Source organism: Streptomyces sp. NPDC127117 (assembly GCF_042677325.1).
In the GTDB taxonomy this organism is placed as follows: domain Bacteria; phylum Actinomycetota; class Actinomycetes; order Streptomycetales; family Streptomycetaceae; genus Streptomyces.
The window spans coordinates 1-24,867 of the sequence record NZ_JBHXTM010000040.1 but is presented as its reverse complement, the minus strand read 5'-3'; the positions used below and the strand labels follow the sequence as shown (position 1 = coordinate 24,867).

The 24,867-nt window shown below is 70.0% G+C and carries 19 protein-coding genes; 10 read left to right on the top strand and 9 right to left on the bottom strand.

The genetic code is table 11. The features are described 5' to 3' along the window. Positions 1-68 precede the first annotated feature (68 nt). Positions 69-1,151, bottom strand: coding sequence for a PAC2 family protein (locus ACFVH0_RS28945; RefSeq protein ID WP_385824902.1), 1,083 nt, complete (start codon positions 1,149-1,151; stop codon positions 69-71). A gap of 256 nt (positions 1,152-1,407) precedes the next feature. Between ACFVH0_RS28945 and ACFVH0_RS28940 the strand changes: the two genes are divergently transcribed. The 5 genes from ACFVH0_RS28940 to ACFVH0_RS28920 all read left to right on the top strand — a co-directional run bounded on the left by ACFVH0_RS28940 (position 1,408) and on the right by ACFVH0_RS28920 (position 7,258). Further along, positions 1,408-2,763 (top strand): L-fuconate dehydratase, encoded by a 1,356-nt coding sequence (locus ACFVH0_RS28940; RefSeq protein WP_385824899.1) that lies wholly within the window; start codon positions 1,408-1,410, stop codon positions 2,761-2,763. Then, a complete protein-coding gene (locus ACFVH0_RS28935; protein WP_385824897.1) occupies positions 2,760-3,539 on the top strand; it encodes an SDR family NAD(P)-dependent oxidoreductase in 780 nt (259 codons plus the stop codon). Before ACFVH0_RS28940 ends, ACFVH0_RS28935 begins: the two co-directional genes overlap by 4 nt. Before the next feature lie 106 nt (positions 3,540-3,645). Continuing rightward, complete coding sequence (locus ACFVH0_RS28930) at positions 3,646-4,686, top strand: sugar ABC transporter substrate-binding protein (RefSeq protein WP_385824895.1); 1,041 nt, start codon at positions 3,646-3,648, stop codon at positions 4,684-4,686. A gap of 2 nt (positions 4,687-4,688) precedes the next feature. After that, positions 4,689-6,209: a sugar ABC transporter ATP-binding protein gene (locus ACFVH0_RS28925; protein ID WP_385824893.1), complete on the top strand. Its 1,521-nt coding sequence runs from the start codon at positions 4,689-4,691 to the stop codon at positions 6,207-6,209. After that, positions 6,206-7,258, top strand: a complete 1,053-nt coding sequence (locus tag ACFVH0_RS28920) for an ABC transporter permease (RefSeq protein ID WP_385824891.1) — start codon at positions 6,206-6,208, stop codon at positions 7,256-7,258. Before ACFVH0_RS28925 ends, ACFVH0_RS28920 begins: the two co-directional genes overlap by 4 nt. Before the next feature lie 56 nt (positions 7,259-7,314). Here the strand turns inward: ACFVH0_RS28920 and ACFVH0_RS28915 are convergent, their stop codons facing one another. The 6 genes from ACFVH0_RS28915 to ACFVH0_RS28890 form a co-directional block, all read right to left on the bottom strand. Continuing rightward, positions 7,315-7,986 carry a FadR/GntR family transcriptional regulator gene (locus tag ACFVH0_RS28915; RefSeq protein WP_037700470.1) on the bottom strand — a complete coding sequence of 224 codons (672 nt, stop codon included), beginning with the start codon at positions 7,984-7,986 and terminating at the stop codon, positions 7,315-7,317. Between the two features lie 142 nt (positions 7,987-8,128). Continuing rightward, a complete protein-coding gene (locus ACFVH0_RS28910; protein WP_385824889.1) occupies positions 8,129-9,187 on the bottom strand; it encodes an LLM class flavin-dependent oxidoreductase in 1,059 nt (352 codons plus the stop codon). Positions 9,188-9,322: 135 nt separating this feature from the next. Next, positions 9,323-10,933 carry an FAD-dependent oxidoreductase gene (locus ACFVH0_RS28905; RefSeq protein WP_385824887.1) on the bottom strand — a complete coding sequence of 537 codons (1,611 nt, stop codon included), beginning with the start codon at positions 10,931-10,933 and terminating at the stop codon, positions 9,323-9,325. Between the two features lie 5 nt (positions 10,934-10,938). After that, the gene (gene glpK, locus ACFVH0_RS28900; RefSeq protein WP_385824885.1) at positions 10,939-12,474 is read right to left on the bottom strand and encodes a glycerol kinase GlpK; all 1,536 of its coding nucleotides are present in this window, start codon (positions 12,472-12,474) and stop codon (positions 10,939-10,941) included. A 56-nt stretch (positions 12,475-12,530) separates the two neighbouring features. Next, the gene (locus tag ACFVH0_RS28895) at positions 12,531-13,322 is read right to left on the bottom strand and encodes an MIP/aquaporin family protein (protein ID WP_385824883.1); all 792 of its coding nucleotides are present in this window, start codon (positions 13,320-13,322) and stop codon (positions 12,531-12,533) included. Between the two features lie 237 nt (positions 13,323-13,559). Then, the gene (locus tag ACFVH0_RS28890; protein WP_266917048.1) at positions 13,560-14,324 is read right to left on the bottom strand and encodes an IclR family transcriptional regulator; all 765 of its coding nucleotides are present in this window, start codon (positions 14,322-14,324) and stop codon (positions 13,560-13,562) included. A gap of 239 nt (positions 14,325-14,563) precedes the next feature. Here ACFVH0_RS28890 and metH point away from each other — a divergent pair, with 239 nt between their 5' ends. From metH to ACFVH0_RS28875, 3 genes are all read left to right on the top strand, one after another. Continuing rightward, on the top strand, positions 14,564-18,076 hold the full coding sequence (gene metH / locus ACFVH0_RS28885) for a methionine synthase (protein ID WP_385824881.1): 3,513 nt from the start codon (positions 14,564-14,566) through the stop codon (positions 18,074-18,076). Between the two features lie 119 nt (positions 18,077-18,195). Continuing rightward, complete coding sequence (locus ACFVH0_RS28880) at positions 18,196-18,897, top strand: HAD family phosphatase (protein WP_124718699.1); 702 nt, start codon at positions 18,196-18,198, stop codon at positions 18,895-18,897. A 364-nt stretch (positions 18,898-19,261) separates the two neighbouring features. Beyond that, the gene (locus ACFVH0_RS28875) at positions 19,262-20,863 is read left to right on the top strand and encodes an ABC transporter substrate-binding protein (protein ID WP_385824879.1); all 1,602 of its coding nucleotides are present in this window, start codon (positions 19,262-19,264) and stop codon (positions 20,861-20,863) included. A gap of 51 nt (positions 20,864-20,914) precedes the next feature. Here the strand turns inward: ACFVH0_RS28875 and ACFVH0_RS28870 are convergent, their stop codons facing one another. Both ACFVH0_RS28870 and ACFVH0_RS28865 read right to left on the bottom strand, forming a co-directional pair. Then, complete coding sequence (locus tag ACFVH0_RS28870) at positions 20,915-21,586, bottom strand: response regulator transcription factor (RefSeq protein ID WP_093541287.1); 672 nt, start codon at positions 21,584-21,586, stop codon at positions 20,915-20,917. Between the two features lie 10 nt (positions 21,587-21,596). Then, on the bottom strand, positions 21,597-22,442 hold the full coding sequence (locus ACFVH0_RS28865; RefSeq protein ID WP_385824974.1) for a RecB family exonuclease: 846 nt from the start codon (positions 22,440-22,442) through the stop codon (positions 21,597-21,599). A 195-nt stretch (positions 22,443-22,637) separates the two neighbouring features. On the opposite strand from ACFVH0_RS28865, the gene ACFVH0_RS28860 reads away from it, so the two are divergent. Next, positions 22,638-23,888 (top strand): site-2 protease family protein, encoded by a 1,251-nt coding sequence (locus ACFVH0_RS28860; RefSeq protein WP_385824877.1) that lies wholly within the window; start codon positions 22,638-22,640, stop codon positions 23,886-23,888. Positions 23,889-23,949: 61 nt separating this feature from the next. Continuing rightward, positions 23,950-24,855 carry a tRNA (adenine-N1)-methyltransferase gene (locus ACFVH0_RS28855; RefSeq protein WP_124718703.1) on the top strand — a complete coding sequence of 302 codons (906 nt, stop codon included), beginning with the start codon at positions 23,950-23,952 and terminating at the stop codon, positions 24,853-24,855. The last annotated feature ends 12 nt before the right edge of the window (positions 24,856-24,867 follow it).

Sequence of the window (24,867 nt, the reverse complement as noted above, 5' to 3'; positions counted from 1 at the left end):
CCTATTGCCCCGCCACCGACCGGGGCCCGGGGGGGTACATCCCCCTCGCCGCCGCTCCACCGGTCCCGTCACTCCTCCGGGGAGTCCTCCGACGAATCCCGGGGCCCGTCCTCGTCACCGCCGTCGTCACCCTCCCGGTCGGCCGGAGGCTGCCGTCCGGGGCCGCCCGATGGCGGCGCGCCGGGCCCCGGATCGCCCCCGCTCTCGGGGCGGACCGGCTTCGGCGGCCGGGTGCGGCCGCTGGAGGTGTCGCGCAGGTACGAGGCATCGCCGCTCTCCGTCGCGTGCCCGCCCGGCGCCTGGCCCGGACCTGTGTCCCTGCGGCGCAGATAGCGCTCGAACTCCCGGGCGATGGCCTCGCCGCTCGCCTCGGGCAGCTCGGCGGTGTCCCGGGCCTCCTCCAGCGTCTGCACGTACTCGGCCACTTCGCTGTCCTCGGCGGCCAGTTGGTCGACGCCGAGCTGCCAGGCACGCGCGTCCTCGGGCAGTTCGCCCAGCGGGATGCGCAGACCGATGAGGTCCTCCAGGCGGTTCAGCAGCGCGAGCGTGGCCTTCGGGTTGGGCGGCTGCGACACATAGTGCGGCACCGCCGCCCACAGGCTCACCGCCGGCACGCCCGCGTGCGTGCAGGCCTCCTGGAGGATGCCGACGATGCCCGTCGGCCCCTCGTACTTGGTCTCCTCCAGGTCCATGGTCCGCGCCAGGTCCGGGTCGGAGGTGACCCCGCTGACCGGTACCGGCCGGGTGTGCGGGGTGTCGCCGAGCAGGGCGCCCAGGATCACCACCATCTCCACCCCCAGCTCATGGGCGAAACCCAGGATCTCGTTGCAGAACGAGCGCCAGCGCATGGATGGTTCGATACCACGGACCAGGACGAGATCGCGGGGCTTGTCCCCGCCGACGCGGACCACGGAGAGCCGGGTGGTCGGCCAGGTGATCTTGCGTACCCCGCCGTCCAGCCACAGCGTCGGCCGGTTGACCTGGAAGTCGTAGTAGTCCTCGGCGTCCAGCGCCGCGAACACCTCGCCCTTCCACTCCCGGTCCAGGTGCGCCACCGCCGTGGAGGCGGCGTCCCCTGCGTCGTTCCATCCCTCGAACGCGGCCACCATGACCGGGTCGATCAGCTCGGGAACCCCCTCGAGCTCGATCACCCAGGCCTCCTTCCGAAGTTCCCTTGTGTACCCATCAACCTTACGGCTTCCGGCCACTCCAGCCGCAGCCTCCGTACACAGCCGGGCGAACCCGGCCCGCGTGGGCGTATCACCGGTCGAATCGGGGCATCAGACCCTGGATACATCCGAGCTGTGATGAGTAGATTTCGTTCGGGCGCTGGACGTTGGGGTCTTCGTGGCGCTATACATCGGATGACCAGAACAGAGGTCCGATGTTATTCCCCTGGGGGCGCACATGAGTCAGACCGTCACGGATTTCGAGGTTCACGACATCCGTTTTCCGACCTCGGAACAACTGGACGGCTCGGACGCCATGAACCCCGATCCCGACTACTCGGCTGCCTACGTCGTACTGCGCACCGATGTCCAGGCCCGCACGGACGGACCGGACAGCGGCAGTGGCGGCATCGAGGGACATGGCTTCTGTTTCACCATCGGGCGCGGCAACGAGGTGATGGCCGCCGCCATCGACACGCTGCGCCCCTATCTGGTGGGGCGCCCGGTGCCCCGCACCGCGGCCGATCTCGCCGCACTGCACCGCGAGCTCACCCACGACTCGCAACTGCGCTGGCTCGGCCCGGAGAAGGGCGTGATGCACATGGCGGCCGGCGCGGTCGTCAACGCCGCCTGGGACCTGGCGGCCAAGCTCGCGGGCAGACCGGTCTGGGAGTTCCTCGCCGGGATGTCCCCCGAGGAGCTGGTCTCCCTCGTCGACTTCCGCTACCTCACCGACGCCCTCACCCCCGAGGAGGCCCTGGAGATCCTGCGGGCCGCCGAACCGGGCCGGGCCGAGCGCGCCGAGCGGCTGCGCGCCGAGGGATACCCCGCGTACACCACCTCGCCCGGCTGGCTGGGCTACAGCGACGACAAGCTGGTCGGGCTCGCCAAGGAGGCCGTCGCCGACGGCTTCACCCAGATCAAGCTGAAGGTCGGCGGCAGCCTGAGCGACGACGTCCGCAGACTCGCCCTGGCCCGCGAGGCCGTCGGGCCGGACATCCGGATCGCCGTCGACGCCAACCAGCGCTGGGACGTCTCGGACGCGGTCGAGTGGATGACCGCGCTCGCGCCGTACGACCCGCACTGGATCGAGGAGCCGACCAGCCCCGACGACATCCTCGGCCACGCCGCCGTCCGGGCCGGTCAGCCGGTCAAGGTCGCCACCGGCGAACACGTCGCCAACCGGGTCGTGTTCAAGCAGCTGCTCCAGGCCGGGGCCGTCGACTTCGTCCAGATCGACGCGGCCCGGGTCGCCGGCGTCAACGAGAACCTGGCGATCCTGCTGCTCGCCGCCAAGTACGGAGTACCGGTCTGCCCGCACGCGGGCGGGGTCGGACTCTGCGAGCTGGTGCAGCACCTGTCGATGTTCGACTATGTGGCGGTCTCCGGCAGTTGGGACAACCGCGTGATCGAGTACGTCGACCATCTCCACGAACACTTCGCCGATCCCACCGTGATCGAGTCGGGCCGCTACACCGCGCCGGGCTCCCCGGGCTTCTCCGCCCGGATGCTCCCCGAGTCGATCGCCGCACACCGCTACCCGGAGGGCGCCGTATGGCAGTCCCGCCGCACTACCGAGGAGGCCGGCCGATGACCGGAACGAGCGACTTCGACGGAATGGGAGCCCTGGTCACCGGCGGCGCCTCCGGCATCGGGGCCGCCGTCGCGACCATGCTGCTGGCGCGCGGCGCCCGGGTGGCCGTACTGGACCGGGAGACCGCGGGCGCCCCCGAGGGCGTCCTCGCCGTCGAGGCCGACGTCACCGACGACGACGCGGTGCGCGAGGCGGTCGACCGGGCCGCCGCCGAACTGGGCGCACTGCACACCGTCGTCTCCAACGCCGGCATCGGATCCATCGGCACCGTCGAGGACAACGCCGACGAGGAGTGGACCAGGGTCCTGGACATCAACGTCCTCGGCATGGTCCGCACCGCCCGGCACGCCCTGCCTCACCTGCGGCGCGCCGCGGCCGACCGCCCCGGCGCCGTGTCGATCACCCAGACCTGCTCCATCGCGGCGACCGCCGGGCTGCCGCAGCGCGCCCTGTACAGCGCGAGCAAGGGCGCGGTGCTCTCGCTGACGCTGGCGATGGCCGCCGACCACGTCCGCGAGGGCATCCGGGTCAACTGCGTCAACCCCGGCACCGCGGACACCCCGTGGGTCGGCCGGCTCCTCGGCCAGGCCGACGACCCGGCCGCCGAGCGGGCCGCGCTCAACGCCCGCCAGCCGCTGGGGCGGCTGGTGTCGGCCGACGAGGTGGCCGCCGCGATCGTCTACCTCGCGAGCCCCGCCGCCGCCTCGGTCACCGGCACGGCGCTGGCCGTCGACGGCGGCATGCAGGGGCTGCGCCTGCGCCCCGCCGAGAGCTGACCGGGGGAGCGGCCCGAGCCGCGCCATGGGCCGCACCCCCGCGCACCATGCACCTCCGCTTTGCCGACAGAGCTCCGAGCCGGTACTCACCAAGGACGGGACACCAATGAGAGTGCGTACGACGAGTGCGGCGGCCTGCGCCGTACTGCTGGCAGTCACTGCCCTCGCGGGCTGCAACCGCGAATCCACCGCCGACGGCGCGGGCGGCGGGAAGGTCGGGATCGACCTGCCGCGCAGCGACAGCGACTTCTGGAACTCGTACCAGAACTACGTGGAGAAGGGCGTCAAGGCTGGCGAGGTCGAGGCGCTGCCGCTGACCAACTCGCAGAACGACATCGGCAAGCTGGTCGCCAACGTGCAGACCTTCACCGACCAGGGTGCCAAGGCCGTCGTGATGGCGCCGCAGGACACCGGGGCGATCGCCGAGTCGCTCAACACGCTGAACGAGAAGAAGATCCCGGTCGTCAGCGTCGACACCCGCCCCGACAAGGGGAACATCTACATGGTGGTGCGCGCCGACAACAAGGCGTACGGAACCAACGCCTGCAAGTACCTCGGCGAGCAGCTCAAGGGCAAGGGCAAGGTCGTCGAGTTCCAGGGCGACCTCTCCTCGATCAACGGCCGCGACCGGTCCGAGGCGTTCAAGGCCTGCATGGACAAGGACTTCCCCGGCATCAAGGTCTTCGAGCTGGCCACCGACTGGAAGGGCGACGTCGCCTCCGCCAAGCTCCAGGCCACCCTGGCCGCCAACCCCGACATCAACGGCATCTACATGCAGGCCGGCGGTGTCTTCCTGCAGCCCACCCTCGCCCTCCTGGAGCAGAAGAAGCTGCTGAAGCCGGCCGGCACGCCGGGGCACATCACGATCATCTCCAACGACGGCATCCCCGAGGAGTTCGACGCGATCAAGGCCGGGAAGATCGACGCGACGATCTCCCAGCCCGCCGACCTGTACGCGAAGTACGCGCTGTACTACGCCAAGGCGGCCCTGGACGGAAAGACCTTCAAGGAAGGCCCCACCGACCACGACTCCAACATCATCAAGATCCCGAACGGCTTCGAGGACCAGCTCCCCGCGCCGCTGGTGACCAAGGACAACGTCGACGACCCGAAGCTGTGGGCCAACCAGCTGGAGAAGAAGAGCTAGCCATGGACCAGGCACCACCTGCCGTACAGGCGGAAGGCGTTGTCAAACGCTTCGGGCCCACCGTGGCGCTCGACGGGGTGCGGCTCACCGTGCAGCCCGGTGAGTCGCACGCCCTGGTCGGCCGCAACGGCGCCGGAAAGTCCACGCTGGTCAGCGTGCTGACCGGACTCCACAAGGCGGACGCGGGCACCGTCACGTTCGGCGGGGAGCCCGCGCCCGCCTTCGGGGACACCACGGCCTGGCAGTCGAAGATCGCCTGCGTCTACCAGAAGTCCATGGTGGTCCCGGACCTGACCGTCGCGGAGAACCTCTTCCTCAACCGCTTCGACGACAACGCCCGCTGGATCAGCTGGGGGAAGCTCCGCAGACGCGCCGAGCGGCTGCTGGCCGAATACGGCGTGCAGGTCGACCCCAACACCCGGGCACGCGATCTCGCCGTCGAGCAGCGGCAGTTCGTCGAGATCGCCAGGGCGCTGTCCTTCGGCGCCCGGCTGATCGTCCTGGACGAGCCGACCGCCCAGCTGGACGCCCGGGGCATCGGCCGGCTCTTCGGCAAACTGCGGGAACTGCAGAGCCAGGGAGTGGCCTTCCTCTTCATCTCCCACCACCTCCAGGAGGTGTACGAGCTGTGCACGGCGGTCACCGTCTACCGCGACGCCCGCCATGTGCTGACCGCCCCCGTCGCCGGCATCGCCAAGGCGGAGCTGGTGGCGGCGATGACCGGCGAACAGTCCGCCGGAGCCACCGCCTGGCACGCTGACGGTGCCGGCGCGGCGGCACGGGACGAGTCGGCCGCCCCCGTGCTGAGCACCGAAGGGCTCACCGTCCGGGGCCAGTTCGAACCGCTGGACCTGGAGGTCCGTCCCGGCGAGGTGCTCGGCCTGGCCGGCTCCGCGGCCAGCGGCAACACGGCCCTGGGCGAGACCCTGGCCGGCATGCGGAAGGCGGGCGGCGGCACGGTCAGGGTGCACGGAAGGGCCGTGCGCTCGGGCAGCGTGCCGCACGCGCTGGACGCCGGGATCGGCTACATCCCCGAGGACCGGCACGACCAGGGCCTGGTCCTGGAACGCAGCGTCGCCGAGAACGCCACGCTCACGGTCACCGACCAGCTCGGCCCCTGGGGGACCGTACTGCCCTCCCGTACCAGGGAGTTCGCGCGCTCGATGATCGCCTCGCTGGACATCAAGACCCAGGGGCCCGAGCAGCCCGTCTCCGGACTCTCCGGCGGCAACCAGCAGAAGGTGGTGGTGGCCAGGGCGCTGGCCCGTGAACCCAGCGTGCTGGTGGCGGTACGGCCCACCGCGGGCGTGGACATCAAGTCCAAGGACTCGCTGCTCGGAGTCGTACGACGGGTCGCCGACGACGGGAACGCCGCAGTGATCATCTCGGACGAGCTGGACGATCTGCGGGTCTGCGACCGGGTGCTCGCCCTGTTCCACGGGCGCGTGGTCGCGACATTCGCAAGCGGGTGGAACGACGGGGAGCTCGTCGCCGCCATGGAAGGTGTGGGGGAAAGGGAATGACCGGCACGGTACGGCCCCTGGCGGCCGACGGCATCGACAGCGGGCCCAAGGGCTCCCCGACCGGCGAACGGCCCCTGGACCGGCTCAGGCTGATCAGGTGGAGCGACTTCTCCCTGGTACCGGTGATCCTGGTGCTGATGGTGATCGGGTTCATCGTCTCGCCGGTGTTCCTGACCTCCGAGAACCTGATCAGCGTCGTCCAGCAGTCCTCCGAGCTGAGCCTGCTGGTGCTGGGCCAGGCGCTGATCCTGATCTGCGGGCGGATGGACCTGTCGCTGGAGTCGACGATCGGCATCGCGCCGGTCGTCGCGATGTGGCTGGTGCTGCCGGCCGAGGGCGGCCGCTTCGCGGGCCTCGGGCTGCTGCCCACCTGGTCGGCGATCCCGCTCTGTCTGCTGGTGGGCCTCGCCATCGGCGCGGTCAACGGCTTCCTGATGCTGAAGCTCAGGGTCAACGGCTTCATCGCTACGCTCGGCATGCTCACCATGCTGCGCGGACTGCACATCGGGATCACCGAGGGCAAGTCCATCACCGACGTCCCGGAGTCCTTCCGCTACCTCGGCAAGAGCGAGTGGCTGGGCGCACCGGCCGCCGTCTGGATCTGCCTCGCGCTGTTCGCCCTCGGCGGCGCCGCGCTGGCCTGGCTGCGCCACGGACGCTCGCTCTACGCGATCGGCGGCAACCCGGAGGCGGCGCGCGCCGCGGGCATCAGGGTGGACCGGGTCACCTGGATCGTGCTGGCCGTCGGCGGGCTGCTGGCTGCCTTCGCGGGCATCCTCTACACCGGCCACTACGGATCGGTCGCGGCGACCCAGGGCAACGGCTGGATCTTCCAGGTGTTCGCCGCCGCGGTCATCGGCGGCATCAGCCTCAAGGGCGGCCGTGGCACGCTGTTCGGCGCGCTGACCGGTGTGCTGACGCTCCAGCTGGTGGTCAATGTGATGACCCTCGGCGGTGTCCCGGCGCTGTGGAACCAGTTCCTCAACGGCGCGATCATCATCGTCGCCCTGGTCATCTCCCGCTTCGCGAGCGGCGAGAAGCAGGACTGAGGACCGTTCGCCGAACGGGGCGGGTGGGGGAGGAGCCCCACCCGCCCCGTTCCGCGCTACAGCGTCGACCGCAACCACTGCTCCACGCTCGCCACATGTACCGTCGCCCAAGCCCGCGCGGCCTCCGCGTCGCGGTCCCGCAGCGCCGAGACGATCGCCCGGTGCTCGTGGAGCGTACGGCTGACCGCGTCCTCCTGGGTCAGACCGCGCCAGACCCGCGCCCGGGTCGTCGGCCCCGACAGCCCGTCGAGCAGCGAGCAGAGCACCGAATTCCCGGACGACTGCACGATGCCGCGGTGGAACTCCAGATCGCAGGCGACCAGCTCCTCCACCGAGGGCTGTGCCCCCAGCGCGTCCAACTGCGAGCTGAGCACGTCCAGTTGGGCCTCGCTGATCCGGGTGGCGGCCATCGCCGTCGCGGCCGGCTCCAGGATCCTGCGGACCGCGAGGAACTCCAGCACCGTGTCGTCGCGGTGGAAGTCCACCACGAAGCTCAGCGCTTCGAGGAGCAGCTGCGGATCGAGGCTGGTCACATAGGTGCCGTCGCCCTGGCGCACATCGAGAATGCGGATCAGCGACAGGGCCCGGACCGCCTCCCGGAGCGAATTTCGGGAGAGGCCGAGCTCCGCCGCGAGTTCGCTCTCCTTGGGGAGCCGGTCGCCGGGGCGCAGCGCACCCGAGACGATCATTCCCTTGATCTTCTCGATCGCCTCGTCGGTGACAGCCATGACGGTCCTCCTGGATCCGGACTGGAATCAGAACTGGGTTCAGACATCCGATGTATCTCTTCATTATGCGGGTCGGAAGAGGCGGATGAACCAGGTCTGCCGCAGGTCGTCCGGGGTGCGGGCGGCCGGACGGCCGTCGGGCTCAGTCCCAGAGCGCGGACGGCGCCTCGCGCCGCACCACCGGAGCGATCTCCTCCGCGAACCGCTGGAGCGTCTCGGTCTGCTCGTCCGCGCTCAGCCCGAAGCCGTCCACGGTGACGGACTGGAGGTCGTGTCCGTACACCTGGTGCCAGCCGAGGACCTTGTCGATGATCTGCTGCGGGCTGCCGATCAGCTGGGGCCCGTCCGCGATGGCCTCCTCGATGGTGCGGAACGGAGTGTTGTACCCGGCCTTCCCCACCAGGTGCGGCCGGAAGGACTGCGCCACCTTCGCCTCGTACAGCTCCTTGTAGCGCTCCACCGCCCGCTGCGAGCTGTCGGCGATCAGCAGCCCGCCCGAGCCCGCGGCCACATGCGCGCGGGCCGGATCGTGGCCGTACGCCTCGAAGCGCTCCCGGTAGTGGTCGATCAGCCGGGCGTACGCCGCACGGGGCTGGATCGCGTTGGCGGTGAACAGGGGATCGCCGTGGCGCGCCGCCAGTTCGGGGGAGTCGAGGCTGGTCGCCGAGCCGTGCCAGACGCGCGGCGGCCCCGCGTACGGGCGCGGCAGGGTCGTCGTGTTCTTCAGCGCGGGCCGGAACTCGCCCGCCCAGTCGACGCCCTCCTCGCGCCAGAGCCGCCGCAGCAGTTCGTACTTCTCCCGCTGGAGGTCCCACTGCCGTTCCTCGTCGAGCCCGAAGAGGTCGAAGTGGCCGGCCTCCGCACCCTTTCCGACGACCAGTTCGATCCGGCCGCCGGAGATCTGGTCGAGCGTCGCGAACTCCTCGGCCACCCGCACCGGATCGAGGATCGCGAGGACCGTGACGCCGGTCAGCAGCCGGATCGTGGAGGTACGGGCCGCCAGCGCGCCGAGCACCACGCCCGGGCTGGACGAGAGGAAGGGGCCCGCGTGCCGTTCGCCGATCGCGTACGCGTCGAAACCCAGCCGTTCCGCGACGACTCCGGTCCCGATCACTTCCTCGAACCGCTCGGCGGGGGAGGGGAGTCGGTGGTTCAGCGGGTGCGGGGCGTGGCCGATGAGGGAGAGCACGGAGAACTTCATGGCTCAACTGTCCCCGCGCCGTATTGCACCCGTATGGCGGCCGTGTGGCGCGTTCACCGGACCGGGCGCCCCGGCCGCACGGCGAGGGGCGGTCTCCCTCCCGGGAGCCGCCCCTGTGCCGCACGACCGGTCCGGTCAGTCCCGGTCGCCGAGCATGGACTCGACGCCGGCCCGGATCTCGTCCGTCGCCAGACCCCGGATCGTCAGCGTCGTCCGGCGGCGCAGCACGTCGTCCGCCGTCTCGGCCCACTCGTGGTCACGGGCGTAGGCGACCTGAGCCCAGATCTCCGGCGCGTCCGGGTGGATGCGCTCGGCCAGCGCCGGGTTCTCGTTCGCCATCCGGGCGATGTCGAAGGAGAGCGAACCGTAGTGCGTGGCGAGGTGCCGGGCGGTGTCGGCCGACATCCTGGGGCCGGGCGTACCGCCGTCGATCAGCAGCCGGTGCGCCACCGCGTTCGGGTTGGCGATGCCGGGCAGCGGGAGCTTCTTCGGCAGGTGCGAGATCGGCTCCATGTCCTCCGCGAGCGGGTGCCCGGGAAGTGCGGCCAGCTTGTTCATCACCGTACGGCCGATGTGGCGGAACGTCGTCCACTTGCCGCCCGCGACCGAGAGCATCCCGCCCCGGCCCTCCGTCACGACCGTTTCGCGCTTGGCCTTGGAGGTGTCGCCGGGGCCGCCCGGCAGCACCCGCAGCCCGGCGAAGGAGTACGTGATCAGATCGCGCGAGAGCTGCTGGTCCCGGATGGAGAACGCCGCCTCGTCGAGGATCTGCGCGGTGTCCTTCTCGTTGACCGCGACGTCCGCGGGATCGCCCTCGTACGCCTCGTCCGTCGTGCCGAGCAGCAGCATGTCCTCCCACGGCAGGGCGAACGTGATGCGGTACTTGTCGATCGGGGTGGCCAGCGCGGCCTTCCACGGACGGGTGCGCTTCAGGACGAGGTGCGCGCCCTTGGACAGGCGTATGGAAGGCGCCGCGTCCGGGTTCTCCATCCTGCGCAGGTGGTCGACCCACGGCCCGGTGGCGTTCAGCACGAGACGGGCGTTGACGCCGAACTCCGTGCCGTCCTGGCGGTCCTCCAGGTCGGCGCCGGTCACCCGGCCCTTGGTGAACCGCAGCCCGGTCACCGCCGCGTGGTTGAGGACGACCGCACCCGCGTCGACGGCCGCGCGGACGGTCATCAGCGCCATCCGGGCGTCGTTCATCTGGTCGTCGCCGTAGACCGCGACGGCCTTCAGGTTGTCCGTACGCAGCTCGGGCACGTCGCGCTGCGCCTTCGCCGGGCTGATGACGTGTCCGACGCCGTCACCGAACGCGGAGAGCGCCGAGTAGGCGAACACCCCGGCGCCGAGCTTGGCCGCGCCGTGCGGGCCGCCCTTGTAGACCGGCAGGTAGAAGGTGAGCGGATTGGCCAGGTGGGGGGCCACCTGGCGGGACACCGCACGGCGCTCGAAGTGGTTCTCCGCGACCAGCTTCACCGCACCGGTCTGCAGGTAGCGCAGACCGCCGTGGAGCAGCTTGGAGGAGGCGGAGGAGGTGGCGCCGGCGAAGTCACCGGCGTCCACCAGGGCCACCCGCAGCCCGGACTGCGCGGCGTGCCAGGCGGTGGAGATGCCCAGGATGCCGCCACCGATCACCAGGAGGTCGTACGCAGCCTTGGACAGCTGCTCCCGAGTCTCGGCGCGGCTCGGAAGGGAGCCGGAGGCCGGGTGCGTCCCGAGGGCCGGGACGCTCTGCAGGGTGGTCATGTCGATTACTCCTCGGCAGTGTTCTCGTCGAGCCAGCCCATGGAACGCTCCACGGCCTTGAGCCAGCTCTTGTACTCGCGGTCGCGGGTGTCCGCGTCCATGCGGGGGGTCCACTCGGCGGCCCGGCGCCAGTTGGCGCGCAGCGCGTCGGTGTCCGGCCAGAAGCCGACGGCGAGGCCGGCGGCGTAGGCGGCGCCGAGGCAGGTGGTCTCGGCGACCATCGGCCGCACCACGGGTGCGTCCAGGAAGTCGGCGAGCGTCTGCATCAGCAAGTTGTTGGAGGTCATGCCGCCGTCGACCTTGAGGGCGGTCAGCTCGACCCCCGAGTCCTTGGTCATGGCGTCGGTGATCTCACGGGTCTGCCAGGCGGTGGCCTCCAGGACGGCACGGGCGATGTGCGCCTTGGTGACGTACCTGGTCAGACCGGCGATGACACCGCGGGCGTCGGAGCGCCAGTACGGGGCGAACAGACCGGAGAACGCGGGGACGAAGTACGCGCCGCCGTTGTCCTCGACCGAGGAGGCCAGGGTCTCGATCTCGGCCGCGGACTTGATCAGGCCCATCTGGTCACGCATCCACTGCACCAGCGAACCGGTGACGGCGATGGAGCCCTCCAGGGCGTACACCGGCTTCTGGTCGCCGATCCGGTACCCGACGGTCGTCAGCAGCCCGTTGTACGAGTTGACGGGCGTCTCACCGGTGTTCATCAGCATGAAGGTGCCGGTGCCGTACGTGGACTTGGCCTCGCCCTCGGAGAAGCAGGTCTGGCCGAAGAGCGCCGCCTGCTGGTCGCCGAGCGCGGACGCCACGGGAACCCCGTCGAGCACGCCGCCCTTGGCGTTGCCGTACACCTCGGCGGAGGAACGGATCTCGGGGAGCACCGCGGCCGGGATCTCCATCGACTGGAGGATCCGCTCGTCCCACTGCATCTCGTGCAGGTTCATCAGGAGAGTGCGCGAGGCGTTGGTGACGTCGGTGACGTGGACGCCGCCGTCGGTGCCGCCGGTCAGGTTCCAGATGACCCAGGAGTCCATGGTGCCGAAGAGGATGTCGCCGCGCTCGGCGCGCTCGCGCAGCCCCTCGACGTTGTCGAGCAGCCAGCGGACCTTGGGGCCGGCGAAGTACGAGGCGAGCGGCAGCCCGGTCTCGCGGCGGAAGCGGTCCTGCCCGACGTTGCGGCCGAGCTCCTTGCAGAGCGCGTCCGTCCGGGTGTCCTGCCAGACGAGGGCGTTGTGGACCGGCTCACCGGTGTTCTTGTCCCAGAGCAGCGTGGTCTCGCGCTGGTTGGTGATGCCGATCGCCTTCACGTCGGCGGCCGTGATGCCCGCCTTGACGATGGCTCCGGCCACGACCTCCTGGACGTTCTCCCAGATCTCGGTCGCGTCGTGCTCGACCCAGCCCGGCTTCGGGAAGATCTGCTCGTGCTCCTTCTGGTCGACGGAGACGATCCGGCCGTCCTTGTCGAAGACGATGCAGCGGCTGGAGGTGGTGCCCTGGTCGATGGCCGCGATGAACGGGCCGGTGGTGTGTGCGTCGGTCACGGTGTGCTCCCGGAAGTCTGTGTGGTCGTGAGGGTTACGGCTCTGGGCGCCACGGCTCAGGCGAAGGCGACGTTGTAGAGCCCGCCCGCGATCGCGCCGCCGATGAGCGGTCCGGCGACCGGGATCCACGCGTAGCCCCAGTCGGAACCGCCCTTGTTCGGCAACGGCAGCAGCGCGTGCACGATACGCGGACCGAGGTCGCGAACCGGGTTGATCGCGTAGCCCGTCGGGCCGCCGAGCGAGAGACCGATACCGACGACCACCAGAGCGGTGACCAGTGCGCCGAGCGTGCCCAGGCCGTTGCCCTCGTTGTTGAGGCCCTGGGTGAGGATCGCCAGGACCAGCACGACGGTGGCGATGATCTCCGTGACCAGGTTCTGCACGGCGTGCCGGATCTCGGGGCCGGTGGAGAAGATGCCCAGGACCGGGCCGGCCTTCGGAGCGGCGGCCTTGTCGACCATGCCTTCTTCACCCGTGTGGGCGCCCACGATCTCCGGATCGGTGAGGTGCGCCCGGAACTGCCCGTAGTACGTCAGCCAGACCAGCACCGCGCCGATCATCGCGCCGAACAGCTGGGAGACGAGGTAGAGCGGAACGTCGCTCCACTTGGTGCCGCCCTCGATCGCGAGACCGATCGTGACCGCCGGGTTGAGGTGCGCGCCGGAAACACCACCGGCCAGATACGCGCCGGTCAGCACGGCGAAACCCCACCCGAAGGTGATGGCAAGCCAGCCGGCGTTCTGCGCCTTGGAGCGCTTGAGGGTGACGGCGGCACAGACACCGCCGCCGAGCAGGATGAGCACGGCGGTACCTATGGTCTCGCCGATGAAGATGTCGGAGCTGGACACCCGCGACTCCTTTGTCCTTCGTCCAGGGAAGCCGAACCCCGGGTCGCTCCGGTGGTCCGCGCCCTCGTGGGAGGGCGTTTTCCGGCCCTTGGCGCTGTCACACCCTAACGCTAGTTTCCGTTTGGTGTTCGACAATGCCGACCGATGAACGGCAATGCTTCCCCCAGGTGAATCGGGCGTCAAGGGTTGTGTGGCCTATAACTCGATCGTTACCGGGTGGCGCGCCGCCGTGGTGTTTCAGAAGCGCCCGGCGCCCAGGTCCCTGGAGACCGCCCGGGCGCAGTCGCGCACCGCCGCGATCAGCTCGGGGCGCAGCTCCCCGTCCGCGCAGACCCGTTCCACCGCACCGGTCACCGCCACCGCGCCGACCGGCATCCGCCGCCGGTCGTGGATCGGGGCGGCCACCGCGGCCACGCCCTCCCAGGTCTCCTCCACGTCGGCCGCCCAGCCGCGCGCCCGGATCAGGTCGAGCATCGCCTCGAACTCCTCCGGATCGGTGACGGTGCGCGGCGTGAAGGGCTGCCGCTCGGCCTCCATCGCCTCGGTGTGCGCCACCGGGTCGTACGCCGAGAGCACCTTGCCCAGGGCCGTGGAGTGCAGCGGCTGCATGGCCCCGACCTCCAGGACCTGCCGGCTGTCGTCGGGGCGGAAGACGTGATGGACGATGAGGACGCCCTGCTGGTGCAGCACGCCCAGATGGGCGCTCTCACCGCTGGAGCGGGCCAGGTCGTCGGTCCACACGAGCGCGCGGGCCCGCAGCTCGTGGACGTCCAGATAGCTGTTGCCCAGGCGCAGCAGCTCGGCGCCCAGCTGATAGCGGCCGGACGCGGTGTCCTGCTCGACGAAGCCCTCGTGCTGGAGCGTACGCAGGATGCCGTGCGCGGTGCCCTTGGCCAGGCCCAGTGAGGAGGCGATGTCGGAGAGCCCCAGCCGACGCTCGCCACCTGCCAGCAGACGCAGCATCGCCGCCGCCCGCTCCAGCGACTGGATGTTCTTGGCCATCGCGCCGTACTCCTCCACCTTGGTTCGACAATGCTGAACACTATCGGTCGATGCCGACCATTGCTCGATCGCGCATCAAACCCGCGACACCACTGCGATCAGGACATCCCCCCGCACAGCATGCAGTCCGTTCCGTGGGACGGAGTGACGGCCCCGGGCGCCGCCCGGCTAGGCTGGCCTGGTGCGCCTTCCACCGAAGACGCAAAGCCGACAGCCGTCGCATCCCAGGGAGTACATCCATGGCCTCGTCGCCGACCCCTTCCGCCGACAGCCGGAACCGAGCCGAAGCCCTCCGCGAGGCGCTCGCCACCCGTGTGGTGGTGGCCGACGGTGCCATGGGCACCATGCTTCAGGCGCAGGACCCCACGCTCGAAGACTTCGAGAACCTCGAAGGCTGCAACGAGATCCTGAACGTCACCCGCCCCGACATCGTGCGCTCGGTGCACCAGGAATACTTCGCCGTCGGCGTGGACTGCGTCGAGACGAACACCTTCGGCGCCAACCTGGCGGCCCTGGGCGAGTACGACATTCCCGAGCGGGTCTTCGAACTCTCCGAGTCCGGCGCGCGCATCGCCCGCGAGGTCGCCGACGAGTTCACCGCCTCCACCGGGCAGCAGCGCTGGGTGCTCGGCTCGATGGGACCGGGCACGAAGCTGCCGACGCTGGGCCACGCCCCGTACACCAAGCTCCGCGACGCCTACCAGCAGAACGCCGAGGGCATGATCGCCGGTGGCGCCGACGCCCTGCTGGTCGAGACCACCCAGGACCTGCTCCAGACCAAGGCCTCCATCATCGGCGCCCGCCGCGCCCTGGAGGCCACCGGCGCCAACCTCCCGGTCATCTGCTCCGTGACCGTCGAGACGACCGGCACCATGCTGCTCGGCTCCGAGATCGGCGCGGCGCTCACCGCCCTGGAACCCCTCGGCATCGACCTCATCGGCCTGAACTGCGCCACCGGCCCCGCCGAGATGAGCGAGCACCTGCGCTACCTCGCCCGGCACTCCCGCATCCCGCTCTCCTGCATGCCCAACGCCGGCCTCCCCGTCCTCGGCAAGGACGGCGCGCACTACCCGCTGTCCCCGGCCGAGCTCGCCGACGCGCAGGAGACCTTCGTCCAGGAGTACGGCCTCTCGCTGGTCGGCGGCTGCTGCGGCACGACCCCGGAACACCTGCGCCAGGTCGTCGAGCGGGTCCGGGGCGTGGCCGTCACCCCCCGCACCCCGCACCCCGAGCCGGGCGCCGCCTCCCTCTACCAGACCGTGCCGTTCCGCCAGGACACCTCGTACCTGGCGATCGGCGAGCGTACGAACGCCAACGGGTCGAAGAAGTTCCGCGAGGCCATGCTCGATGCCCGCTGGGACGACTGCGTGGAGATGGCCCGGGACCAGATCCGCGAGGGCGCGCACATGCTCGACCTCTGTGTCGACTACGTGGGCCGCGACGGCGTCGCCGACATGGAGGAGCTGGCCGGCCGGTTCGCCACCGCGTCCACCCTCCCGATCGTGCTGGACTCGACGGAGCTGCCCGTGCTGCGGGCCGGTCTGGAGAAGCTGGGCGGCCGAGCCGTCCTGAACTCGGTCAACTACGAGGACGGTGACGGCCCCGAGTCCCGGTTCGCCAAGGTCACCGCGCTGGCCGCCGAGCACGGCGCCGCGCTGATCGCGCTGACCATCGACGAGGAGGGCCAGGCCCGGACCGTCGAGCACAAGGTCGCCGTCGCCGAGCGGCTCATCGAGGACCTGACCGGCAACTGGGGCATCCATGAGTCGGACATCCTCATCGACACCCTGACCTTCACCATCTGCACCGGCCAGGAGGAGTCCCGCGGCGACGGCATCGCCACCATCGGGGCGATCCGCGAGCTGAAGAAGCGCCACCCCGACGTGCAGACCACGCTGGGCCTGTCCAACATCTCCTTCGGCCTCAACCCGGCCGCCCGCGTCGTGCTGAACTCCGTCTTCCTCGACGAGTGCGTCAAGGCCGGCCTCGACTCCGCGATCGTGCACGCCTCCAAGATCCTGCCGATCGCCCGCCTGGAGGAGGAGCAGGTCAAGGTCGCCCTCGACCTCATCCACGACCGGCGCGCCGAGGGCTACGACCCGCTCCAGCGGCTCATGGAGCTGTTCGAGGGCGTCAGCACGAAGTCGATGAAGGCGGGCAAGGCCGAGGAACTACTGGCCCTGCCGCTCGACGAGCGGCTGCAGCGCCGCATCATCGACGGGGAGAAGAACGGCCTGGAGAGCGACCTCGACGAGGCGCTGCAGACCCGCCCGGCCCTCGACATCGTCAACGACACCCTCCTGGAGGGCATGAAGGTCGTCGGCGAGCTCTTCGGATCCGGCCAGATGCAGCTGCCGTTCGTGCTCCAGTCCGCCGAGGTCATGAAGACCGCCGTGGCGTACCTCGAACCGCACATGGAGAAGTCCGACGCCGAGGGCAAGGGCACCATCGTCCTGGCCACCGTCCGCGGCGACGTCCACGACATCGGCAAGAACCTCGTCGACATCATCCTGTCCAACAACGGCTACAACGTCGTCAACCTCGGCATCAAGCAGCCCGTCTCCGCGATCCTGGAGGCCGCCGAGGAGCACCGCGCAGACGTCATCGGCATGTCCGGCCTCCTGGTGAAGTCCACCGTGATCATGAAGGAGAACCTGGAGGAGCTGAACCAGCGCAAGCTGGCCGCCGACTTCCCCGTCATCCTCGGCGGCGCGGCCCTCACCCGGGCCTACGTCGAGCAGGACCTCCACGAGATCTACGAGGGCGAGGTCCGCTACGCCCGCGACGCCTTCGAGGGGCTGCGGCTGATGGACGCGCTGATCGCGGTCAAGCGCGGCGTCCCGGGCGCGGAGCTGCCCGAGCTGAAGCAGCGCCGGGTGCCCAAGCGGGACACGGCGGTGCTGGAGGTGGACGAGCCGCAGGAGGGCGTCCGCTCCGACGTCGCGGTCGACAACCCGGTGCCCGAGCCGCCCTTCTGGGGCACCCGGGTCATCAAGGGCATCCAGCTCAAGGAGTACGCGTCCTGGCTCGACGAGGGCGCCCTCTTCAAGGGCCAGTGGGGACTCAAGCAGGCCCGCGCCGGCGACGGACCGACGTACGAGGAACTGGTGGAGACCGAGGGCCGCCCGCACCTGCGCGGCTGGCTCGACAAGCTCCACACCGAGAACCTCCTGGAAGCCGCCGTGGTCTACGGCTACTTCCCGTGCGTCTCCAAGGGCGACGACCTGATCCTGCTCCATGAGGACGGATCCGAGCGGACCCGCTTCACCTTCCCGCGCCAGCGCCGCGGCCGGCGCCTCTGCCTCGCGGACTTCTTCCGTCCGGAGGAGTCCGGCGAGACGGACGTGATCGGCCTCCAGGTCGTCACCGTCGGCTCGAAGATCGGCGGCGAGACCGCGAAGCTCTTCGAGGCCAACGCCTACCGCGACTACCTGGAGCTGCACGGCCTGTCCGTACAGCTGGCCGAGGCCCTCGCCGAGTACTGGCACGCCCGGGTCCGTGCCGAGCTGGGCTTCGGCGGCGAGGACCCGTCCGACGTCGAGGACATGTTCGCGCTGAAGTACCGGGGTGCGCGCTTCTCCCTCGGCTACGGCGCCTGCCCCGACCTGGAGGACCGGGCGAAGATCGCCGAGCTGCTCCAGCCCGAGCGGATCGGGGTGCATCTCTCGGAGGAGTTCCAGCTGCATCCGGAGCAGTCCACCGACGCGATCGTCATCCATCACCCGGAGGCGAAGTACTTCAACGCGCGGTAAGACGATGTTCAACGCGAGGTAGCAGGACAAGTCGTACACTTGTCGGTCCAGTGCAGGCCGGTCGCCCTTCCCACGGGAATTGGCGGCCGGCCTTCTCGTCCCTATGGAAGGTGTGCCGGATGACCAGCACGGTCCCCGCGTCATTGACCCGCACGGCCGAAGGCGCCGCGCTACAGGCCGTCCTCCTCGACATGGACGGCACCCTCGTCGACACCGAGGGGTTCTGGTGGGACGCCGAGGTGGAGGTCTTCGCCGAGCTCGGACACCAGCTCGACGAAGCCTGGCGGGACGTGGTGGTCGGCGGGCCGATGACCCGCAGCGCCGGCTACCTCATGGACGTGACCGGCGCCGACATCACCCTCGACGAGCTGACCGTGCTGCTCAACGACCGCTTCGAGAAGCGCATCGGCCGCGGTGTGCCGCTGATGCCGGGCGCGGGCCGGCTGCTGGCCGAGCTGGTCAGGCACGAGATCCCCACGGCCCTGGTCTCCGCCTCGCACCGGCGGATCATCGACCGGGTGCTGGAATCGGTGGGCCGCCACCACTTCGCCCTGACCGTCGCGGGCGACGAGGTCACCCGTACCAAGCCGCATCCGGAGCCCTATCTCACCGCCGCTTCCGGCTTCGGCGCGGCTCCCGAGCGCTGTGCGGTCATCGAGGACACCGCGACCGGTGTCGCGGCCGCCGAGGCGGCGGGCTGCCGGGTGGTCGCCGTACCGTCCGTCGCCCCGATCGCCCCGGCGTCCGGCCGAGTGGTCGTACGTTCCCTCGAAGAAGTCGATCTCGCTTTTCTCCGGGGCCTGGTCACGGGAAACCATTGATCCGCATACCGAGAGTATTTCTGTGAATGAATGGAAAAGCTCTCGGCGGCGGATGGTGCATTTTCTGTCGTGTGCGCGTGGGTGAGCCGGCGACCGAGTAAAGGATTCGAACGCCCCGGGGCGTGAGCTTTGTCACCCGGAAATGACCCGGAGCGTCCTCGAGATCGACCGGACTGTCCGTTTTGGGATGTTCGAATGTTCCGATTCATGCGGATATCCGCGAAACGTTCCCGAGGTGGGAAAACGGCTCGCCGCAAATTCCCATCACCATCCGATTACGTGCCGTTGGTTCCCCGGTCCGGCACCGCCGACGACGCCTACTAATGTCGCTTTCTCCATGCCCGGATGAGGGAGAGCGTCCAAGATGAACCGCAAGACTCTGGTGCTGCCGGCCGTCGTCGGCCTGCTCGCGCCCGTACTCGCCGCCTGCGGCGCGTCGGGTGACGGGAGCGATGGCAACGCCGCCATCGTTGTCGGCACCACGGACCAGTTCGTCGCCTCGAAGGACAACCCCGCGCCGCTCGATCCCGCCATCGGCTACGAAGTCGGCGTGTGGAACGTGCTCCGGCAGACCGTGCAGACCCTGGTGCATGTGCCGCGCGGTGGCGGCGAACCGGTGCCCGAAGCCGCGGAGAGCTGCACCTTCACGGACACGCAGAACGAGAGCTACCGCTGCAAGCTGCGCAGCGGTCTGAAGTTCGCCGACGGCAAGGCCATGACCGCCGAGGACGTGAAGTACTCCATCGACCGTGTCATCCGCATCGACGCCGCCAACGGGCCCGTCGCCCTGCTCGACAACATCGACACGGTCGAGACACAGGGCGAGCGGGAGGTCGTCTTCCACCTGCGCGCGCCGGACGCCACGTTTCCGTACAAGCTCGCCACCCCGGTCGCCGGGATCGTGCCGCGGAGCCAGTACGCGGCGAAGTCCGCGCGTACCGGATTCCAGGTGGACGGCTCCGGCCCGTACACCATGAAGCCGGAAGTCGAGCACAATCACCTCGTCAAGGTGCTCTTCACCAGGAACCCTCACTACAAGGGGGACCTGAAGGTGCGCAACGAGAAGGTCGAGCTGGACGTCTTCGCCGATCCGGCGGCCATGGGCAAGGCCCTCGACAACCGGAAGATCGACATGATGGCCCGCACCATGTCGCCCGAGCAGTCCCAGCAGATGCTCGAAAAGCCCGAGGACGGCATCAAGCTCACCGAGATGCCCGGCCTCGCCATCCACTTCCTGGGCTTCAACACCAACGACCCGGCCGTGAAGAACAAGGCCGTCCGCCAGGCCATGGCCCAGGTCGTCGACCGCGGTGAGATCGCGAGCAAGGTGTACGGCACCACGGCCGAGCCGCTGTACTCACTGATCCCGTCCGGCATCACCGCGCACGCCAACTCGTTCTACAACAAGTACAACGAACCCAGCGCCACGAAGGCCGCGGCGATCCTGAACGCCGCAGGCGTCGACACTCCGGTGAAGCTCACGTTCCACTACCCGACCGACCGCGTCGGCGCCGGCACCGCCGCCGAGTTCGCCACACTGAAGAAGCAGTTCGACGACACCGGACTGTTCGAGGTCACCGTCCAGGGAAGCCCCTGGGCGAAGTACCGCCCGGCACAGCTGCGCGGCGACTACGCCGTCTACGGCATGGGCTGGTTCCCCGACTTCCCGGACCCCGACAACTTCATGGCGCCGTTCCTCGACAGGAACAACTTCCTCAACTCGCCCTACAAGTCGGTGACGGCCCAGAAGACACTCATTCCGCAGTCCCGCCGCGAGACCGACCGCAGCGCCTCGACCAAGGCCTTCCAGCGGCTCCAGGGCATCGTCGCCGACGACGTGCCGGTACTGCCGATCTGGCAGGGCAAGCAGTACGTCGCCTCCCGCGAGGACCTCACCGGTGTCGAGTGGGCCGTCAACTCCTCCGCGGAACTCCAGCTCTGGGAGCTGGGCGACGGCCGCGCCTGAGCACGGACGGCGCCCCCGGCCACGGCCGGGGGCGCCGCTCTCCCGCTCCGCTCACTGGGCGCCGGGACGGACCAGACCGCTCTCGTACGCGTACACCGCGGCCTGCACACGGTCGCGCAGCCCGAGCTTGGTCAGCACATGGCCGACGTGCGTCTTGACCGTCGTCTCGCTGACGAACAGATCCGCGGCGATCTCCGCGTTGGACAGGCCGCGCGCCACCAGCTTCAGCACCTCGACCTCGCGGTCGGTCAGCGTGTGCAGGGTGTCGGGCACCGGCTCCTCGCCGGACGGCAGATGGTCCGCGTACTTGTCGAGGAGCCTGCGGGTGATGCTCGGCGCGAGCATCGCCTCGCCCGCCGCGACCACCCGGATGGCCTGCACCAGCTCATTGGCCGGAGCGTCCTTCAGCAGGAAGCCGCTGGCGCCGGCGCGCAGCGCCTCCACCACGTACTCGTCGAGATCGAACGTGGTCAGCACCAGCACCTTCGCCGGGCCGTCACGGCCCGGTCCGGTGATCTGGCGGGTCGCCTCGACGCCGTCCATCCGCGGCATGCGGATGTCCATCAGCACCACATCGGGCTGCAACGCCCGCACCTGGTCGAGAGCCTGGAGACCGTCACCGGCCTCACCCACCACCGCGAGATCACCCTCCGCCTCCAGAATCATCCGGAAGCCGGTACGCAGCAGCGGTTGGTCGTCGACCAGTAGGACGCGGATAGCCACAGGGTCTCCTTCAGGGTCCTTCGAGGGCCACAGGCCGGCCGGCCTCAGCGCGGACCGGATCCATTCTGCCCTGCACATCCTGCTCCGCCCCGGCCGGGCGGGCCGTCAATGGATAGACCGGGGGAGTACCACCGAATTCGGGGCAGACCGACCGGTGGTCGCACCAGCCGCAGAGCTTCGTCGGCCGGGGCCGCCACTCGCCCGTCTCGGTCGCCAGCCGGATCGCGTCCCACAGCGCCAGCAGCTTGCGCTCCACGCGCTCCAGGTCCGCCACCACCGGGTCGTACGTCAGGATGTCCCCGCTGCCGAGATAGACGAGCTGGAGCCGGCGCGGCACCACACCCTTCAGCCGCCAGATCACCAGGGCGTAGAACTTCATCTGGAAGAGCGCGCCCTCCGCATACTCCGGGCGCGGTGCCTTCCCCGTCTTGTAGTCGACGATCCGGACCTCGCCCGTCGGCGCCACGTCGATCCGGTCGATCACCCCGCGCAGCCGCAGCCCCGACTCCAGCTCCGTCTCGACGAACAGCTCCCGCTCGGCGGGCTCCAGACGTGTCGGGTCCTCCAGCGAGAACCACCGCTCCACCAGGCCCTCCGCCTCCGAGAGCCAGCGCGCCAGCCGCTCGCCCCCGGCATCCTCGGCGAACAGCTCCGCCAGCTCAGGCCTGGACTCCAGCAGCCGGTCCCACTGGGCGGGGATCAGCGCCGTGGCCCGCCCCGCCGTGCGCTCCACCGCGGGATTGTCGAAGAGGCGCTCCAGCACCGCATGGACCAGCGTGCCCCGGGTAGCCGCCTCGCTGGGCTTCTCCGGCAGCTTGTCGATGACCCGGAAGCGGTACAGCAGCGGACACTGCATGAAATCGCTCGCCCGCGACGGCGACAGGGACGAAGGCGGCTGAGCGGGCCGCGGCAGGGAGGTCATGTCGAAGACCCTACGGCCCGCCACTGACAGCGGGCGGCATACCATCGACCACACAGCCTCGAACACTGCATGATCGTGCCGTAGGGCACCGACATGATCGTGCCGTAGGGCACCGACCGAAAGGACCCCGTGGACGAGAGCGGCGACAGCGGGCGGCCGCAGCCCGGTGCAGGGGGAACACCCCCCGGAACCGGCCCCGGCAAGGGCGAACCGCAGCGCCCCGAAGAGCCCGGAGGCGGCCTTCTCATGGGCCGCCCCTTCGGCGTGCCGGTGTACGTCGCGCCCAGCTGGTTCCTCGTGGCCGCACTGATCACCTGGGTCTTCGGCGGCCAGCTCGACCGGGTGCTGCCCGAGCTGGGCACGGCGCGCTACCTGGTCTCCCTCTTCTTCGCGATCGCCTTCTACGCCTCCGTGCTCGTCCACGAACTCGCCCACACCGTCGTGGCGCTGCGCTACAAGCTGCCGGTGCGCCGCATCCAGCTCCAGTTCTTCGGCGGCGTCTCCGAGATCGAGAAGGAGTCCGAGACCCCGGGCCGCGAGTTCCTGCTGGCCTTCGTGGGACCGCTGCTCTCCCTGGTGCTCGCGGGCGTCTTCTACGTCGGGATGATGTTCGTCGCGCCCGGCACCGTTCCCGGTGTCCTGCTCGCCGGGCTGATGATCTCCAACCTCCTGGTGGCCGCCTTCAACCTCCTGCCGGGACTCCCGCTGGACGGCGGACGGATGCTCCGCGCGGTCGTCTGGAAGATCACCGGACGCCCGATGAGCGGCACCGTCGCCGCCGCCTGGGTCGGCCGAGCCCTCGCCGTCGTCACCCTGGTCGGCCTGCCGCTGCTCACCCACACCGGGACCTTCGGCAACGACCCCCGCGAGCTCAGCGGCATGGACACCATCACCGACGCGCTGCTCGCCGCCATCCTCGCCGCGATCATCTGGACCGGAGCGGGCAACAGTCTGCGCATGGCCCGCCTGCGCGAACACCTTCCCGAGCTGCGCGCCCGCACCCTCACCCGGCGCGCCGTCCCGGTGGAGTCCGCCACCCCGCTCTCCGAGGCGCTGCGCCGGGCCAACGAGGCGGGCGCCCGAGCCCTCGTCGTCGTCGACGGCCACGGCGAACCGAAGGGCATCGTCCGCGAGACGGCCATCGTCGCCGTGCCGGAACACCGCCGTCCCTGGGTCGCCGTCAGCGGCCTCGCCCAGGACCTCACCGACGGCATGAAGGTCTCCGCCGAGCTGTCCGGCGAAGCACTCCTGGACCGGCTCAAGGCCAGCCCGGCCACCGAATATCTCGTCCTGGAGGAGACCGGCGAGATCTACGGTGTCCTCTCCACCGCCGACGTCGAACGCGCGTTCGTCGCCGCCCTGGCCAGGCCCGCCGCCTGACGGCTCGGCCCCGCCCCGGGCTCGCGGTCGGAGCCCGGGGAATCACCGGTACGCTGGTCACATGTCTGAACCGACCGGTGCCGCCCGCCGACGCGGGCCCTTCAAGGTCGGGGACCAGGTCCAGCTCACCGATCCCAAGGGACGCCACTACACCTTCACGCTCGAAGCCGGAAAGAACTTCCACACCCACAAGGGTTCTTTCCCGCACGACGAGCTGATCGGTGCTCCCGAGGGCAGTGTTGTCCGTACCACGGGAAACGTCGCCTATCTCGCGCTGCGCCCCCTGCTCCCCGACTACGTCCTGTCCATGCCCCGCGGCGCCGCCGTGGTCTACCCCAAGGACGCGGGGCAGATCCTGGCCTTCGCCGACATCTTCCCCGGCGCCCGCGTCGTGGAGGCCGGCGTCGGCTCCGGCTCGCTCTCCACCTTCCTGCTGCGCGCCATCGGCGACCAGGGCATGCTGCACTCCTACGAGCGCCGCGAGGACTTCGCCGAGATCGCCCAGCAGAACGTGGAGCGCTACTTCGGCGAACCGCACCCGGCCTGGCAGCTCACCGTCGGCGACCTCCAGGACAACCTCTCGGACACCGACGTCGACCGTGTCGTCCTCGACATGCTCGCCCCCTGGGAGTGCCTGGAGGCCGTCTCCAAGGCACTGGTGCCCGGCGGCATCCTCTGCGCGTACGTCGCCACCACCACCCAGCTCGCGCGGACCGTCGAGTCCATCCGCGAGATCGGCTGCTTCGCCGAGCCGCAGCCCTGGGAATCGATGATCCGCAACTGGCACGTCGAGGGCCTGGCCGTCCGCCCGGACCACCGCATGATCGGCCACACCGGCTTCCTCGTCACCGCCCGCCGCCTGGCCGACGGTGTGGAGGCCCCGCTGCGCCGCCGCCGCCCGGCCAAGGGCGCCTACGGCGAGGACTACGACGGTCCCGGCAGCCAGAGCGGCTCCTCCCGCGGCTGACCCGCGCAACGC

Bases quoted from the DNA above. Each gene is read 5' to 3' on its own strand.
- ACFVH0_RS28920 (WP_385824891.1), top strand. From the start codon at position 6,206: ATGACCGGCACGGTACGGCCCCTGGCGGCCGACGGCATCGACAGCGGG.
- ACFVH0_RS28910 (WP_385824889.1), bottom strand. From the start codon at position 9,187: ATGAAGTTCTCCGTGCTCTCCCTCATCGGCCACGCCCCGCACCCGCTG.
- ACFVH0_RS28855 (WP_124718703.1), top strand. From the start codon at position 23,950: ATGTCTGAACCGACCGGTGCCGCCCGCCGACGCGGGCCCTTCAAGGTC.
- ACFVH0_RS28905 (WP_385824887.1), bottom strand. From the start codon at position 10,933: ATGACCACCCTGCAGAGCGTCCCGGCCCTCGGGACGCACCCGGCCTCC.
- ACFVH0_RS28865 (WP_385824974.1), bottom strand. From the start codon at position 22,442: ATGCAGTGTCCGCTGCTGTACCGCTTCCGGGTCATCGACAAGCTGCCG.
- ACFVH0_RS28875 (WP_385824879.1), top strand. From the start codon at position 19,262: ATGAACCGCAAGACTCTGGTGCTGCCGGCCGTCGTCGGCCTGCTCGCG.
- ACFVH0_RS28940 (WP_385824899.1), top strand. From the start codon at position 1,408: ATGAGTCAGACCGTCACGGATTTCGAGGTTCACGACATCCGTTTTCCG.
- ACFVH0_RS28890 (WP_266917048.1), bottom strand. From the start codon at position 14,324: ATGGCCAAGAACATCCAGTCGCTGGAGCGGGCGGCGGCGATGCTGCGT.
- ACFVH0_RS28930 (WP_385824895.1), top strand. From the start codon at position 3,646: ATGAGAGTGCGTACGACGAGTGCGGCGGCCTGCGCCGTACTGCTGGCA.
- ACFVH0_RS28880 (WP_124718699.1), top strand. From the start codon at position 18,196: ATGACCAGCACGGTCCCCGCGTCATTGACCCGCACGGCCGAAGGCGCC.
- ACFVH0_RS28935 (WP_385824897.1), top strand. From the start codon at position 2,760: ATGACCGGAACGAGCGACTTCGACGGAATGGGAGCCCTGGTCACCGGC.
- metH (WP_385824881.1), top strand. From the start codon at position 14,564: ATGGCCTCGTCGCCGACCCCTTCCGCCGACAGCCGGAACCGAGCCGAA.
- ACFVH0_RS28925 (WP_385824893.1), top strand. From the start codon at position 4,689: ATGGACCAGGCACCACCTGCCGTACAGGCGGAAGGCGTTGTCAAACGC.
- ACFVH0_RS28915 (WP_037700470.1), bottom strand. From the start codon at position 7,986: ATGGCTGTCACCGACGAGGCGATCGAGAAGATCAAGGGAATGATCGTC.